General features: G+C 37.7%; 19 protein-coding genes. 6 read left to right on the top strand and 13 right to left on the bottom strand.

The features are described from left to right. The first annotated feature begins 94 nt into the window (after positions 1-94). Complete coding sequence (locus tag ACVWYN_RS08555; protein WP_457288432.1) at positions 95-1,264, top strand: retropepsin-like aspartic protease; 1,170 nt, start codon at positions 95-97, stop codon at positions 1,262-1,264. A gap of 27 nt (positions 1,265-1,291) precedes the next feature. On the opposite strand, the gene ACVWYN_RS08550 is transcribed toward ACVWYN_RS08555, so the two are convergent. Together ACVWYN_RS08550 and ACVWYN_RS08545 are read right to left on the bottom strand one after the other, a co-directional pair. Next, the gene (locus ACVWYN_RS08550; RefSeq protein WP_457288431.1) at positions 1,292-1,876 is read right to left on the bottom strand and encodes a PhnA domain-containing protein; all 585 of its coding nucleotides are present in this window, start codon (positions 1,874-1,876) and stop codon (positions 1,292-1,294) included. A 44-nt stretch (positions 1,877-1,920) separates the two neighbouring features. After that, the gene (locus tag ACVWYN_RS08545) at positions 1,921-2,841 is read right to left on the bottom strand and encodes a hypothetical protein (protein WP_457288430.1); all 921 of its coding nucleotides are present in this window, start codon (positions 2,839-2,841) and stop codon (positions 1,921-1,923) included. 239 nt (positions 2,842-3,080) lie between these two features. Here ACVWYN_RS08545 and ACVWYN_RS08540 point away from each other — a divergent pair, with 239 nt between their 5' ends. Next, a complete protein-coding gene (locus ACVWYN_RS08540) occupies positions 3,081-3,986 on the top strand; it encodes a metallophosphoesterase family protein (protein ID WP_457288429.1) in 906 nt (301 codons plus the stop codon). A gap of 9 nt (positions 3,987-3,995) precedes the next feature. Here the strand turns inward: ACVWYN_RS08540 and ACVWYN_RS08535 are convergent, their stop codons facing one another. From ACVWYN_RS08535 to ACVWYN_RS08510, 6 genes are read right to left on the bottom strand one after another with little or no spacing between them, the layout of a single operon-like run. After that, positions 3,996-4,802: an MOSC domain-containing protein gene (locus ACVWYN_RS08535; RefSeq protein WP_457288428.1), complete on the bottom strand. Its 807-nt coding sequence runs from the start codon at positions 4,800-4,802 to the stop codon at positions 3,996-3,998. Between the two features lie 50 nt (positions 4,803-4,852). Next, positions 4,853-5,308 (bottom strand): DUF2059 domain-containing protein, encoded by a 456-nt coding sequence (locus ACVWYN_RS08530; RefSeq protein ID WP_457288427.1) that lies wholly within the window; start codon positions 5,306-5,308, stop codon positions 4,853-4,855. Between the two features lie 47 nt (positions 5,309-5,355). Next, on the bottom strand, positions 5,356-5,949 hold the full coding sequence (locus ACVWYN_RS08525) for a YdeI/OmpD-associated family protein (RefSeq protein ID WP_457288426.1): 594 nt from the start codon (positions 5,947-5,949) through the stop codon (positions 5,356-5,358). Further along, complete coding sequence (locus ACVWYN_RS08520) at positions 5,946-6,344, bottom strand: DoxX family protein (protein ID WP_457288425.1); 399 nt, start codon at positions 6,342-6,344, stop codon at positions 5,946-5,948. Before ACVWYN_RS08520 ends, ACVWYN_RS08525 begins: the two co-directional genes overlap by 4 nt. An 8-nt stretch (positions 6,345-6,352) precedes the next feature. Then, entirely contained in the window at positions 6,353-6,814 is a 462-nt protein-coding gene (locus ACVWYN_RS08515) for an SRPBCC family protein (protein ID WP_457288424.1), read from the bottom strand. Position 6,815: 1 nt separating this feature from the next. Then, complete coding sequence (locus ACVWYN_RS08510; RefSeq protein WP_457288423.1) at positions 6,816-7,139, bottom strand: ArsR/SmtB family transcription factor; 324 nt, start codon at positions 7,137-7,139, stop codon at positions 6,816-6,818. Between the two features lie 151 nt (positions 7,140-7,290). On the opposite strand from ACVWYN_RS08510, the gene ACVWYN_RS08505 reads away from it, so the two are divergent. Beyond that, positions 7,291-8,709 carry a subtype B tannase gene (locus tag ACVWYN_RS08505; RefSeq protein WP_457288422.1) on the top strand — a complete coding sequence of 473 codons (1,419 nt, stop codon included), beginning with the start codon at positions 7,291-7,293 and terminating at the stop codon, positions 8,707-8,709. 6 nt (positions 8,710-8,715) lie between these two features. Here ACVWYN_RS08505 and ACVWYN_RS08500 read toward each other — a convergent pair whose 3' ends face one another. The 4 genes from ACVWYN_RS08500 to ACVWYN_RS08485 form a co-directional block, all read right to left on the bottom strand. Next, complete coding sequence (locus tag ACVWYN_RS08500) at positions 8,716-9,444, bottom strand: esterase family protein (RefSeq protein ID WP_457288421.1); 729 nt, start codon at positions 9,442-9,444, stop codon at positions 8,716-8,718. A gap of 39 nt (positions 9,445-9,483) precedes the next feature. Further along, a complete protein-coding gene (locus tag ACVWYN_RS08495; RefSeq protein WP_457288420.1) occupies positions 9,484-10,095 on the bottom strand; it encodes a GDSL-type esterase/lipase family protein in 612 nt (203 codons plus the stop codon). Between the two features lie 154 nt (positions 10,096-10,249). After that, a complete protein-coding gene (locus ACVWYN_RS08490; protein ID WP_457288419.1) occupies positions 10,250-10,831 on the bottom strand; it encodes a TetR/AcrR family transcriptional regulator in 582 nt (193 codons plus the stop codon). Positions 10,832-10,891: 60 nt separating this feature from the next. Next, positions 10,892-11,641 carry an SDR family NAD(P)-dependent oxidoreductase gene (locus tag ACVWYN_RS08485; protein ID WP_457288418.1) on the bottom strand — a complete coding sequence of 250 codons (750 nt, stop codon included), beginning with the start codon at positions 11,639-11,641 and terminating at the stop codon, positions 10,892-10,894. Positions 11,642-11,797: 156 nt separating this feature from the next. Between ACVWYN_RS08485 and ACVWYN_RS08480 the strand changes: the two genes are divergently transcribed. Together ACVWYN_RS08480 and ACVWYN_RS08475 are read left to right on the top strand one after the other, a co-directional pair. Beyond that, complete coding sequence (locus ACVWYN_RS08480; RefSeq protein WP_457288417.1) at positions 11,798-12,556, top strand: MBL fold metallo-hydrolase; 759 nt, start codon at positions 11,798-11,800, stop codon at positions 12,554-12,556. A 65-nt stretch (positions 12,557-12,621) separates the two neighbouring features. Beyond that, positions 12,622-13,176 (top strand): NADPH-dependent FMN reductase, encoded by a 555-nt coding sequence (locus ACVWYN_RS08475; protein ID WP_457288416.1) that lies wholly within the window; start codon positions 12,622-12,624, stop codon positions 13,174-13,176. Between the two features lie 28 nt (positions 13,177-13,204). Here the strand turns inward: ACVWYN_RS08475 and ACVWYN_RS08470 are convergent, their stop codons facing one another. Then, the gene (locus ACVWYN_RS08470) at positions 13,205-14,488 is read right to left on the bottom strand and encodes a hypothetical protein (protein WP_457288415.1); all 1,284 of its coding nucleotides are present in this window, start codon (positions 14,486-14,488) and stop codon (positions 13,205-13,207) included. Positions 14,489-14,778: 290 nt separating this feature from the next. On the opposite strand from ACVWYN_RS08470, the gene ACVWYN_RS08465 reads away from it, so the two are divergent. Next, on the top strand, positions 14,779-15,501 hold the full coding sequence (locus ACVWYN_RS08465) for an ATP-binding cassette domain-containing protein (protein ID WP_457288414.1): 723 nt from the start codon (positions 14,779-14,781) through the stop codon (positions 15,499-15,501). Positions 15,502-15,537 lie beyond the last annotated feature (36 nt).

Genomic DNA, 15,537 nt, shown 5'->3' with positions numbered 1-15,537 from the left:
GGCAAATTCATAGCAATTAACTAGAAAAAGTTGGTGATAAAATCTAAATAGTTTTTTAAAAGATTATGTATTTTGCAATTTAACCATTATGCTCATGAAATTTATTTTATTTGTTGTTTTCTTGTTGACTAACCAATGTTTGGCTCAGGATTTTACATTTAGTCAGGGTGGCCCGAGTTCAAAGCAACACTATGGAGAAATACCCTACGAGGAATTAAACGGTAAGCTTTTCGTAACCTGCGAAATTGGCGGTAAAAAGCACAGGTTTTTGTTTGATACAGGAGCTCCGGTTGCCATTGGTGTACAATTGGCAACTGAAATAAGGGCTAAAGTGTTAACGACCGTATCCATATCTGATGTCTTTCAAAAGGAAGATTCTACAAGAATTGTGGAGTTGAACGGTATCAAATTAGGGAATCTCGCATTTGATCACATTCCTGCAGCCATAATGACCCAGGAATTTTATAATTGTTTAAATGTGGATGGGGTAATTGGCAGCAATTTGCTGCGTAACTCTATAGTGAGAATTGATAGTAAAAAAAAGTTGATCATCATGACTGATGATAAAGATAGGCTTGGGCTTGATATCAAAAAAAGTACGCACATGTTGATCACTGCTACACAGAGTATTCCGCAAATAATGATGGTATTGGATAATCAAGGTACCGTTACTCTTGATTTTGATACTGGCGATAGCGATTTTATGCGGTTAAACAGTGATATAGTCAGTTATCTCAAACCTTTTCATGTGATTGATAGTTTAGATATTGGTTATGGATCTGTCGGTATAGGCGCTTTTGGTGCCCAAAAAAAAACCTATAGTATCTTAAATGGTTTGGTTCCTGTTGCGATTGGTAATGCAAAATTTAAGAACTTGAAGGTTACTAGTACTGACGACGTAGTTCCTGCTATTGGCACTAAATTGCTGGATTATGGAGTGATTACGCTTAACTTTCTGGACAGCACATTTTATTTCGATGCTTTTAAGCCTGAGGTTGATATGTTTCAGAAAAGGTGGACTACCAATTATGGTTTTATTGATGGAAAAATTGCTATCGCTATGTTGTGGGGAACATCAATCATTAGAAAGGATTCCATCGAACCGGGAAGCCAAATATTAGCCATTGATGGCCTGGACTGTACGCACATCACCTTTTGTGATTATATAAATGGCGCCGATTTATTGAAAGATAAAGAAACCGCCTTGCTGACAATAAAAAATAAGAAAGGTCAACAAAATAAGGTGAGGATATATAAACGGTAGGGATTATCTTGTAACATCCACCTAATTCTAGTTATTCTGCTTCCTTACGTATTTTGTAAGTATTACAATGGTTTGCCCCTCAATTTTACCTTCTATCTGACCAGTGTTATCTTCAACCAAGCGAATATTTTTAACTACTGTGCCTAATTTTGCGCTTAAAGAAGAACCTTTTACATCTAGGGTTTTTGTGATGACAACGCTATCGCCCGTTTCCAGTAAATTTCCGTTGGCATCCTTATGAAATTCTGCTACGGCTTCTGTTTCATCTTCTGCACCAGCTTTAGCCCAAGCCAGCGTCTCGTCATCAAGATATAACATGTCCAGACTATCAATCGCCCATCCTTCAGTGCTCAGTCTGCTGAGCATTCTCCAAGACACCACCTGAACAGCAGGAACTTCGCTCCACATGCTTGAGGTTAGGCAACGCCATAGGTTTTTATCCAACTCTTCTCTTTTTTCAATTTGAGCAATGCAGGTTTCAGTTATTAAGATGCAATTGTTAACAGTAGCCACTGTTTGCGGCTTGATCTTGTATACTGTAAGATTACCCGCTGAGCCTGATAACTCACATTTGTTGCTGCTTCTTCCTGCTAATTGTTCTTCTAAATTCATGTTGTTGTTTAAATAGTGGGCGAAGGTAAAGAATGAACTTTAGATTAGTTTACAATTTTGCCCTTGCCAGCATCAACTTTGATGTTCCTGATCTCTTCACCTGCTCCTGATTTGATGCTGATTTGAATGTAAATGATGCCTGATATCAATTCGAGTTTTTTGATTGTTGCTGTATTTCCATTAGTGGGGTAATCCATTAATTTTACCTCGAAAAGGAATTCATCTGGAGTTATTTTTTTCCCATACAACATATAACCTTCATTAACATAACAATAGGTATTTTCTGATATTGCTAAGTAATCAGATTTATTGATTTCTTGTATGTAAAAAGATCCAGTAATGGAATGGGTTGAGTCATAGATGTAGGCTTTATAATCTTGAACATCTCCCAGCCAATTACTTGTTGCTTTATCCATTCTATAAGTGTTACCAAACCACTTGTACATTTTCTTAATATATGTTAAGGAGTTATATCTGTCAGTTTCTGCGTAAGTGGTAATCATCGTTTTTGAAGCAATGTTTATCCTTGTTAGATCTTCAGAAAACAAATCTTGACTTGTTTCTTTCTCATACATCCTTCTATCCACCAAGATATTTCCATTGATCTCCAGAATATCATTGTACACATCAGAAACTAGTTTTATTTGTGAAAGACCTAAAAAGGTAGGTTCATCAAAATAAGTTTTTACAACTATTTCGTCGCCATTGCTGTTAAAACATCCCATCCAATGTTTCCCATTCTTCTTGCCAATGATAACGGAGTTCCCTTTACTGTCCACAAACAATCGTCTGTTTAATATTAATTGATTTTTGTCTATTATTTTAAGGTTTAGTCGGCCAGCAAGAGTAGTGTCTTTTGGAATTGGAACAACAGGCTCGGGAATAGGATCTGGCGCTGTGACTCCCTTGCTACATGAAGAGAGCGCAACAAGGACTACAAAGAGAAAGATAAGATGTGTTTTCATTTCGTTAAAATTTGACGAAAGATAAAAATTACTAGTGCAATCATGTCTATTTAATTTTAGATTTTTCTTTTTAATTGGATTAATCTTGGCAGGAGATTGTTTTTGAATTAACAGAGTTCAACCCTGTTAGGGGCTTTAAATGTTTACGTAAAAAAAATTACGGGCGGCTTTTTTTTTAGCAATTTAATGTTAAGGAAATATTATAATCTTACTTTCGGTTAAAATATTAGTCTCATTCCATGAAAAGAAGATCTGCGTTAATGAATTTAGGGGGATTGGTTTTGCTTCCCTCGTTAGGTTTTGGCCTTGTTAACGCAAATAAAAAGCCAGCGTTGCGCGTTGCTCACATCACCGATGTGCATTTAAAGAACGAATTAGGTGCACCTGCCAAATTTGTAAAGTGCTTGCATCATGTTCAGCAGCATTCGCCAAAGGTTGATCTCATTTTAAATGGGGGAGACGTTGTTTTTGATATGAACAAGGAAAGTATTGGCGCTATAGATGATCAATGGAAGCTTGTAAACGACACCATGAAAAACGAATGCAGTATCCCTGTTAATTATTGCCTTGGAAATCATGATGTTTGGTGGAATGAAGACAGCCGGAAGGACGTTTTCTACGGTAAAAAATATGCGATGGATAAGCTTCAGCTAAGTAATCCTTACTATAGTTTTACTAAAGGCGGCTGGAAATTTATCATTCTGGATAGTGTGCACCTGGATATTGACAATACCTGGTACATTGGTAAGCTTGGTAATGAGCAGTTTAGCTGGTTGGAAAGTGAATTGAAAGCCACTGATCCTAAAATGCCGGTTATCGTCATGTCGCATATTCCCATCCTTACGGCCTTATTGATGATTGAAGACAATATTGTAAATAAATGGACCATGCTGGGTGGAGATATGCATACCGACACTTCAAAAATTATCAGTCTTTTTTACCAGCATCCTAATGTGAAGCTTTGCCTGAGTGGGCATTTACACATGCGCGATAAGGTGGTATATAACAATGTTACCTATTTGTGCGATGGTGCAGTATCTGGTGCGTGGTGGAAGGGTAATAGGCGTGAAACTGCCCCTGGGTATGGTTTGATTGATCTCTATGCAGATGGGACTTTTGAGGAAAAGTATGTGAATTATTTGTAGCGGATTTTATTATTGCTTCATCTTTAGCTCATCATTAAGCCTTACCGTGCCCAAGTTATGGTGAATTAGGTTTTGTCCGAACATGACTTTTTTATTGAAAGTGCGGTAGCTTGCCAAGGTTTTTAAAGGTTCTTGTCCTTTAGCACCTGTTTGTTGGTTCACAGTAGTTAATACACATCTTGAACATGGTTTTACAGCAGAAAATAGGATGTTACCTATGTAAAACTTGTTAAAACTATCTTCTATATGTGGTTCGCCTCCTTTAAATACAAAGTTTGGACGGAAGCGATCCATTAGAACCGGTTCCTCAAGTTTTGCATTGAGTGCATCAAGGGAGGCCTGACCAATGATTAGGTAAGGATATCCGTCGGCGAAGCTAACTATCTCATCGTTAGCAGCATATTTTGGGTCTACAAGTCTTTTTTCTTCTCCGCCCATTTTAATTAGGCGTACTTTCATCTTCAGGAAATCAGAAAACCATTCGCTTACCTGTATATTTACTTCGGTTCCGCTAGAAACATCATCCCAGATGCTTACCTCAATTGGCTTCCCGTTGAGCTCATCTATAGAGAAAGAAGTGGAATAGTTAGGGATGGTTTTGTGGGAAATGTTTACGGTGGAATTTGCAATGCCTACTTGTAACAGCGCCAGTTCAAAGTGTTTTCTTTGGGTTATGAATGTACCTTTTTCATCAATCAACATCCATCTTCTATCATATTGCAAGCCTCTTTCTTCTAGAATTGCTTCTGTAAGACTTATGCCTCCTAAGGATTTGATAGGGTAAATATTGATTTCTGATAAATAAAGCGGTTCCATGATTGGTGCAAGATAACTGGTAATTTAATCAAGCAAAATAACTCATTTGCTTATTGCTTGAGATATCCTTTTTCTTGAAGTCGTTTCATTACAGTTTCACCCATCTTCTTACCCCATTCCTGGCCTGCTTGCATAGATTCTACCATTAAACTTGGCGTCACAAGTGCAAATTTCTTGCCCGTTGGAGTCTCGTAAAATGTGATCATTGATTTGAGATCCCCCTCGGTAAGGTGTTTTTGATATACTGGCAATAACATCGTTACAATATCATCAAACGAGTTTTTGTCAAACTCTGTCTGAAATTCATTCCAAAATGCTTCTGGAACTGCTACTTGTTGTTGCTTGAACATAGTGATCATTTGCCCTATAGCACTTTTGTAGGTGTTTTCAGCACCAGATGCCTTTAGCATTTTTTGCAATGTTGTGCGGTAGCTAGTGTTATCCTGTGCGTAAGATATTAAACTGAAACAGGTAATAATGCATGATAAAATGAGCGTCTTTTTCATAAGAGTCTACTAATGTTTTTTATAAATGTAATAATTTTTACGGCTATCTACTCGTTTAATCCTTTTCCAATTAGAATTTGAGGTATAAGCTTTTCTATCCTTTGCTCGCGTGTTTTGGATTGTTTGGCTGCGCTAAAGTGAAGATAGTATGCTTTTTTTCGCCCGGGTGTAAGTGATTCAAAGGCGGTTTTCAACGTAGGCATTTCATCTAATTTCTTTTGAAACTCTTCAGGAATATTAAATTCTTCAGTCTTTTTCAATTCCACTTTTAACCCTGCTTTTTCCACTGCTATGGCTTCATTGATATAGGATTTTATGCTTGCTTCCTGGTCTATTATTTCAAGGATATTTGTAAAACGAAGTTGCCGGGCAGACTGGACATTCTTTGTTTGCTGAATCAAAATACCTTTGGCATCGTTCAATAAGACTCCTTTGAAGAATAAAAGGGCACAGTAATCTTTAAAGGCATGGATTAAAACAATATTGTTCTGCATTAAAGTGTAGGTGGGGACTCCCCACTTTAGTTCTTCGGTTAATTTACAGTCGAGAATGATGGTCCTCAATTTCTCTTGCTCAAGCTGCCATTTATTGGCTTTGTTGAAATAAAAATCAACGCTTGGATTCATTTCGCCTATATTCATGGTGTAATATTGCTTACTATCTTCACACTATTGGGGTAATAACTTTGTTTTAAATACCAAGATACACAAGTCAATACAAGTAATAACACCGGCCCGAAGAAATCTATGGCAACATCGCCAATGGCAAGGTGAGAAAATACGGCGCCAGACATAGCAAAGAAAAATCCAGCATAAGCCCACTCTTTGAGCAGAGGAAATTTAGGCATCAATACTGCGATTACGCCAAGTATTTTCCAGATTCCAATAATAGTCAGGAAGTATAAGGGATAACCAAGATGGGTCATCATAACTACTTCGTCCTTTGTTTGGATTAGTTGAACTATTCCAGTTGATGACATTCCGAGCGCTAACCAAATGGTAGCTATCCAATAAATAATTTTTGTTCTTTTTGTCATGTCTATTTTTATTTTGTTGCTATTTTTTCTAGCCTGTTATGGGCCATATTGATGCCTTGAGCAAAGGGTAATTGCAATATCTGATCTCTAATGGCTACGGAGCGGTATACCACATGCATATTGAGTTTGCTGGTTGTGTCTGTCAATTTTTCAAATTCCAGAAATTCCAGTTGTACTTCAAAGGGCGTATTTTCCATTTCGAAAGTGCGTATGATTTTTTGATCCTGAACAAATTCATGGATGGTACCGTTAGAGCGCAATAAAACATTTCCATGTGGGTCTGATGTTTCAAATTGGTAGCTGCCCTGTCTTTTGTTTTCAAGCTTAAGTACCTTCGTTCCCATCCATTGCGCTACAAGTTCTGGCTCGGTATAGGCCTTAAATAGCAGATCTAATGGTAAATCGAATTCTCTGGTAATTGTCAATTCCTGTTTGCCATCTTCAGCGTTGATTTTAGTTTTTCTTTCCATGCTATTCATTTGGTTTATAGGCTTTCATTACTGCTTCCAATTTATTGAAACGGTCGTCCCACATTTGGCGGAACGGTTCAATAAAATCGGCTATGGCTTTCATTTTTTTCGCGTTAAGCTGGTAAGAAACTTCTCTGCCATTTTGCTTTTGTTTTAGCAATTCGCACTCAGTAAGTATTTGCAAGTGTTTTGAAACAGTTGGTCTGGCGGTGTTAAAGTTTGCAGCAATAGCACCCGCCGTCATTGACTGCGTGGCCACTAAAAGAAGTATCGCCCTTCTTGTTGGATCTGCAATGGCTTGAAATACATCTCTTCTTAGATTCATTATGTAGTTACTTGACTACAAATATATGTGTAGTTATTCGGCTACGCAAATTATAGCACCTTTATTTGCAAAAGATGCTCATAAAGGGTGTTATGCGTGTTTAATCGATTTTTATTTTTTATATCTTAGTGAAAAGTATACCAATTTGATTATGAGAAGAAGGATTTTAGGATATGTTTTATTAGTAACTTCGTTTTTACTTTATTCTTCGCTAAAATCATCTGCGCAAATCAAGAAAGCTCATTCTTTAGAATTTAATGTTAAAAGGTATGAATTGCAAACGCTTTCGCTTGATGGAAAATCGATCAGGGTTAGGGCCTTTGAGCAGATTATTTATGTGGAAAATCCTGTTGATACAAATTACCAGACACTTAATATCTATGTGCCGGAAGCATATTTTATGGGAAAAGACATTAATGGATATACCGCCTCAACTGCGCCTATTTTTTTTCCAAATGATATAGGCGGTTATATGCCTGCAAAGCCTGTTACAGCCAGCAATAACCAGTCGGTCTTAATCGCATTGTCCAGAGGCTACGTTGTGGCGTCGGCAGGGGCGAGGGGTAGACCTACCAAGGGTGGCGATGGGCTTTATAATGGTAAAGCGCCCGCTGCAATTGTAGATTTAAAGGCTGCAATACGTTACCTGAAATACAACGATAAAAATATTCCCGGAAACGCAAAGAGGATCATTTCAAATGGAACAAGTGCAGGTGGCGCAATGTCTACCTTATTGGGAGGTACGGGCGATGCTAAAGATTATGAACCTTTTTTAAAATTGATAGGGGCTGCAAAAGGTACAGATGATGTATTCGCTGTTTCGGCTTATTGCCCGATTACTAACCTGGATAATTCTGATACAGCTTATGAATGGCAGTTTAACAGTATGGACCATAACTTGTCAGACCAACAAATTGAAGTCTCCAGACATCTAAAAGCATTGTTTCCGCAGTATTTAAATAATTTAAAATTAAAGAATGACAAAGGACAATTGTTAAGTTTAGACAAAAGCGGAAATGGGAATTTTAAGGATTTGGTAAAGCGCTATGTGATCGCTTCGGCCCAAAAGGCCTTAGATAAAGGTGCGGATCTTAAGAAGTTGCAATGGATAAAAATTGAGGGTACTAAGGTTGCAGATTTGAATTTCGAAGCCTATATAGGTTATATGGAGCGAATGAAAAATCCACCGGCATTTGATGCATTGGATCTTTCGTCTCCTGAGAATCAGGAATTTGGAACCGCTACTGTTGATAAGCAACATTTTACGGATTTTGCAGTTAAGAACGCTAAAGTGCATGGCAACATGGCAGATAAGCTGATGGTTAAAATGATGAATCCAATGAATTATATTGGACAAAAAGACATTAAAATTGCATCGCATTGGAGAATACGCCATGGAGCAAAAGATAGGGACACAGGATTAGCCGTCTCAGTTATGATGGCAACTTTACTGCAAAACAAGGGTATTGATACTAATTTTGAGTTACCGTGGGATGTACCGCATAGTGGGGATTACGATTTAGATGAGTTATTTGTATGGATGGATGGGATTTGTAAGGGTACTAGATAACCTCAATTAAATGTATAAAGGTGCCATCTTTCTCCAGAAATAGGGGCGATGCGCATCGCTTTCCCAGGTATGGAATTCGTTTTTAATCCCTTTACTCCAAAGAAGATTGCTGATGTATTGGTTGTTGTTAAGGAAAGGATCGGTTTCGCCTACGGCAAGTATTATCGTCATCTGCTTAACTGCATCCAGGAATTTGTGATCTGAAAGATTGGCCAGGTACTGTGTTGGCATATTGAAGTAAACCTTATCATTATGGAAGCCACTTAAAAGGTCCTTAAAATTTCCTGGTGAACCTGTCAGATCATATCTCCCGCTTATCCCGACTGCCTTTTTAAATATCCAGGGATATCTCATTGCCAGGTTGATAGCGTGATAGGCACCCATGCTGCATCCTGAAGTTTGAATATAATTACTGCTATTTTTTTGCTGTATAAGCGGTATAACTTCCTGTAGAAGATATTGTTCATATTGAAGGTGCCTATCGATCCGTACAGAAGGAAATACGTCGCTATTGTAAAAGCTTTCCCCATCTATACTATCTACACAGAATAATTGAAGCTCGCCACTTTCTATTTTTGGTTTTAGCGCATTAATTATTCCCCAGTTCTCATAGTCATAAAACCTGGCCATTCTGGTAGGGAAGAACAGAACTGCCCGCCCACCGTGTCCGAATATCAAAAGTTCCATTTCTCGCTGGAGGTTATTGCTAAACCACTTGTGGTATTCCCTGTTCATTTGGTTAATTTTTGCCGAAAAATAGTGTTGAAATATTACTTAGACATTAATTAATGGTAATGATATAGCTAGTTTTTGTTTTATTATTTCTGTCCACAGTTTGTAACCCTGATCACTTAAGTGGAGACCATCATGATCATAGTAGATAGGATCTGGGTTTCCATGCCGGTCTAGCATCTTCTTGAAAACATCAATGAAAGTCCAGTTGTCATTTATTTTAATGATCTCACTTTCTATAAGATTGTTGGTATAGCGAAACTGATCTGCTATATGCCACCTGGATTGACTGGGTTTTAAGGAAATAAAATAGCAGGGCAGCTTGCCAAACTTTAGATTGGCTTGAACGATTAATTGTTGGAAGTATATAAAAATCTCTTCTGGATTTCTACCATCGCCGAGGTCGTTGTCTCCCGCATAAACCACTATTGCTTGTGGATGGTAGTTCATCATGATGCGATCAAAGAACCAGACGCAGGCAGCTAGTGTTGAGCCACCAAAGCCCAAGTTGGTGACTTTTCGCTCTGCGAAATCTCCCTTTAGATTATTCCATAGCCTTATTGAAGAGCTGCCATAAAAAATAATACCCGGGTCAGCCCTGTCGCCCAGATGTGCTCTTTCTAATTTTTGTACCTCTTCTTCGTACCAATACATATAGTTTTAAAGATAGCAACATTTAGAATTGAACAAAATAAACCAATGTTAAGCTTTTGACACAGATGTTCAACTTAGTTAATATTGAGTTGATTTACTTTGGTGGAGATTTAGATGGAGCTACAATTATCAGTAGTATTCGTATCAATGGGCGTTAGTCCAATACTGACAATGTCATTTTGATAATGTCTTTAAAAATAGCACTATCCGTTGATGACTTAGCGGTTACACGAAGTCCTTTTACGGTATTGAAGGTGAAACGTGCTAATGCACGGGCATCCTGAGTATTTTTAATCTCGCCGTTATCCTGCCCTTTTTTAATGATTAAATAAAAGGAATCTTCTAATTGTTGATCGTTATCGCATATAAGCTGACTAACTTTTTGATCATGAGGCGCAACTTCTACCTCGGCATTAACCATGAAACAACCTTTATGTGAATCATCGTTCAGCAATTCACCTGTAATCATTTCTAGTAATCTTTGAATAATTTCCTTGACAGGTTTTTCAGCGTTGATAATACTGCAGATGCGGCCAGAGTTTGTGCTTTGGTAACTTTCTAATGCTTTTATAAAAAGTGTATGTTTATCGCCGTAGGTATCATAAAGACTAGAGCGGCTAATGCCCAGGCCATCAACCAAATCCTGCATAGAAGTGGCATTGTAGCCCTTTAACCAGAAAAGGTCTACAGCTTTTTTTAGTACTTTATCTTCATCAAAATCCTTCGTTCTTGCCATAACACAAATAGCTTTGCTATCTACAGCAAAGCTATTCAATTTATTTAAGTTATTTTATAATTAGCGGATTCCGCCACTTGCTAGTAAGGTTTCGCCAGTTAACCAACGTGAGTCTTCTGATGCAAGGAATAAGGCAACTAATGCAATATCCTCTGGCTGAGCGATACGGCCTAATGGCGCAGTCCGTGCAGATTCAGTTGCAAAGTCACTACCTATAAAACCGGCGGTATGCGTGCCTTCTGTCTCTACCATACCTGGATTAATTGAGTTTATCCTGATCTTTTTAGGGCCAAGCTCTTTGGATAATACATGAGTTATGGAGTCTACAGCGCCTTTAGTTGCAGTATAAATTGAACTGCCTACAGGAGCGATATTGGTTACTACAGATCCGATATTGATAATGCTTCCACCATCTTGATTAAAGTTCTTCAAAGCTCCTTGAGTGGTAAGTAACAACCCGAGAACATTTGTGTTAAACTGGCTGTGAAAGTCTTCTTCGTTGATTTCTTCTATAGCACCAAACTTATAAATGCCCGCATTGTTAACTAAAATGTCAACCGCACCGAAAGCGGTTGTAGTTTCCTGAAAAAGCCGACTGATATCATCCTTTTTAGATACATTGCCTTGCACTGCTATGGCTTTGCCACCATTGGCTACAATTTCCTGAACTACTTTGTCTGCATCTGCTTTAGAAGATGCATAATTGACTACAACTGACGCTCCCGCTGAGGCTAGTTTTTTTGCTATACCGGCACCAATTCCTTTAGATGCTCCTGTTACTACTGCTACTTTATTTTCTAACTTTTTCATTGTTATTTTCTTTATTGGAATAATCGTTCCACAAATGTATATTGTAAATGGAACAATCATTCCAATAAAGATTTATTATTAGCCTGAGATGACAAATAAGGGATGCGAATAAGCGTTTATAAGATTAATTTAGTCACAGAATATTAATCGATTTTTATGAAGCTGAAGTTTGCACTTATTCTATTACTATCCACAGGTATATTGGCCACAAAAGCACAAAGGATAGCTCCCGATTTTCAAAAAGTTAAGGGTGGCATACTAACCATTCAGCCAATTAATCATGCCACATTGGTTTTAACTTACCAGAAGAAAACTATTTATGTTGATCCTACAGGTGGGGAAGAAGCGTTTAAAGGACTTGCTACACCAGATATGATTTTGATTACTGATATACACGGTGACCACTTTGATCCTAAAACATTGGAAGCTGTCAATACCAGTAAGACAATTTTGGTTGTTCCTCAGGTTGTAGTTGATAAATTGCCTACGACCATAAATAAGAGCAATATTGTTATCCTTAAAAATGATGGAGCTGCAAAATTATCTCCTATATCCATTATTGCCGTGCCCATGTATAATCTCCCTGGAGCGGAAAACGCCAGTTATCATACCAAGGGTAGAGGAAATGGGTATATTTTAGTAATTGGAGGTAAAAGAGTTTATATATCAGGTGATACTGCAGACACTCCTGAAATGCGTGGTTTAAAAAATATTGATATTGCTTTTGTGTGTATGAACTTACCTTATACAATGGATGTAAATGGAGCTGCTGCTGGAGTGCTTGCGTTTAAACCTAAAGTAGTTTATCCTTATCACTACCGTGGGCAGGACGTAAAGATTTTTAAAACGTTGGTTAATACAAGTAATAAGAATATTGAAGTTAGGTTGCGTGAATGGTATCCGGCTACTAAATAAGGTGGTGTTGTTGCAAATGATTGCATTAATTGTGTATTGATTTTTAACTATAATAATTTAAAATTATGCGTATTGTAATTCTTTCTGCAAGTGTTCGCCAGGGTAGAAACAGCCACAGGGTGGCTTTGTATTTTCAAAACTACCTGAAGGATAATAATCTTGCTACTATAGATATGGTAGATTTGGCAGCTTATAATTTTCCGCTGTTTGAGGAGAGATTGCAGTATATAGTTAACCCAGCTGCGGATGTATTAGATTTTCAAAAACGGATTAGTGATGCTGATGGGGTTATTCTGGTTACTCCCGAATATAATGGTGGATATCCCGCCAGTTTGAAAAACGTGATTGATCTCCTTTATAAAGATTGGCAAAAGAAACCCATCGCGCTTGCAACTGTTTCTGCTGGACCATTTGGCGGTGCACAAGTAATGACTTCGCTAGTGTTTTCTTTATGGAAAATTGGAGCCTGGGTTGTACCAGCGATGTTTCCTGTTCCTGTTGTTCAAAACAATTACGATGAAAATGGTAATGCCATTGATAAAGAGGGTACTGACAAACGGGCAAAAAAGTTTATTGATGAATTAATCTGGTGTATTACTGCTAAACAAAAAATGGAGTAATTTAACAATTGGGCTTCCTGCTTTAATTTTAATGTACAAGGAATGGAATGTTTGCCGTTGCTACATGATTGTGACCGTCGCTAACATAAACAAACAGTCTGTATGGGCCTAGTTTAGTAGGGACATTTAATAATGCATTAGTTAAGGATGTCGCGTTTACCATATTTGGTATGGCTACAGGGCGGCTTTCCCGGTCTCCCCCTTGACTTAAATCTGTTGTTTCAGGCAATAATTCCCACCTAACCGTAAGTTTATCATTGTCAGGATCTGAAACGCTGATTGCTACCAAATACTTTTCTTCTGGATTTAGGTAGATGGAATTTTTAGCTTTTTTACCATCAATTGTAAGGGAACTAATATTTGGGGCCCTGTTTTCAGGCCATTTTCCAGTCCACTCATAGTGCATTACATCCACCACCTCAGATGTTTCGCCATGTTCAGTAAAAAGACCGTACCATGTAGGAGTTCGTTCTTGTTTTTGTCCCCAAAGGAAAACATAGGAGCCAAGACAATTTTTATCTTTCAAAATAGAGGCTTCATAACGCGCTCTATAAACCATTGCTTTTTCACTACTAGTTTCTTCAATAGGTGCTCCCCATGAAGTTTTTGGGCACTCCCAATGTCCTGTTGGTCCCCATTCCGTTACTAAATACGGTCCGTTCCAACCTGTTGTTTTTAATTGATTAGGTACTTCAGCCAATCCGCCATAAACCTGTACAGAAATAAAGTCCAGATCAGGAGCTCTTTTTTTAATATGGTTAATTTCATTTTGACCGATACCAGCCAGCATAGTAGTGGCAGGGTGGTTCGGATCTACCTCATGAATCATCTTAGCAATGTCATTAACAGCGTCCCAAACTTTGGGGTTTTTATAGTCGAGGTTTAGTTCATTACCAATACCCCAGGCTAGTAATGCGGGGTAGTTTTTATATTGCTCTACTTGTTTGCGAAATTGATCCAGCTGTTTCTTTACTGCTATGGCATCATCATAATTAAAACCATGCCGCTCACGAGCAACATTTAAGCCCATTGTTACGGTTAATCCCAATTTTGATGCTTTATCTAAAATCTGATCAGCACCATCAGTACTCCAGGTTCTGATAGAATTACCTCCGGCAGCTTTTAATTCTTGGAGATTAGAACTACCCCCAGCTCCCTTAACGAAGTATTGATGGCCATTCCTGAAGATAGAATAGCCTGCGGCTGTTTTTTTTATTTCGACTTTTTGAATCTCAATACCTAGGACTGTTTGTACACTAAATAGGCTTAAGACAAATATTACAGGGGCAAACAATTTGAAGAATGGTTTCATTGTGAAATATAATTTGATACTAAAATAGGGTTTATATTATATATTGTGATCAAATTGTTTAGTATGCGTATTTTGAGTGGTTTTTGGTTATTTTACCGAAAGCTGATTATACCTTCCCTAGTTTTATCTATTGTGCTTTCATTTCTCGTACTTGGATATGCAGATATTATTAAGGGAATCGGTATCTCTTTTATCTTTCTTACTCCCGCATTCCATTATCTGACTTATGATTTGAGAGCCCCAGGGGAGTATTATTTTTATTTTAACCTGGGACTAAGCAAGGTGTTGTTATGGGCTGGAACCTTACTATTCAGCTTTATTATTGGTTTAATTCTCTTTTTATTATGATTGGGCTACATGTAGATAGTGTGAGGAAACAGTTTAAAGATCGCCAAATTCTAAATGATGTTTTTATCTCCTGTGTTCCCGGTGAGATTGTTGGTCTGCTCGGACGAAATGGTTCAGGAAAATCAACCCTTTTGAAAATTATCTTTGGATCATTAAAGGCACAAAATAAGTATGTTATGGTAGATGGAAAAGTGTCCAATACCTTGTTTAAGAACAAAGGAGTGATTGGCTATTTACCTCAAGACCACTTCTTGCCAAATCATTTAAAAATAAGAACCCTAATATCTTGCTTTTGCGATGAGAAAGGAGCGATAGAAATTGTTAATGATGATTTCCTTAAACCATTTTTATATAAAAAAAGCAGTCAGCTCTCTGGTGGAGAGCGACGTATACTTGAAATCCTAATGTTGTTGCATTCCGGAGCGAAATATTTATTGTTTGACGAACCTTTTAATGGCATTTCCCCTGTTTACATTGAAGTGATCAAGGATACTATAAAAAGGTATGGTAAAGAAAAGGGGGTTATTATAACGGATCACGATTATAAGAATGTTCTCGATCTATCAACTAGAATTATTTTAATGGATAGTGGTAACACCAAACCCATTAAAGAGCTTAGTGATCTGGTAGCATTTGGCTACCTGCCTCCATCAACGAAGCCCTGAGAAAATCTTCAACAAAATGTGTCGATTTTTGTAAGT

Source organism: Pedobacter sp. UYP24, from assembly GCF_054057295.1.
The sequence above is the reverse complement of the archived record's forward strand: the minus strand, read 5'-3'. Positions and strand labels throughout refer to the sequence as shown.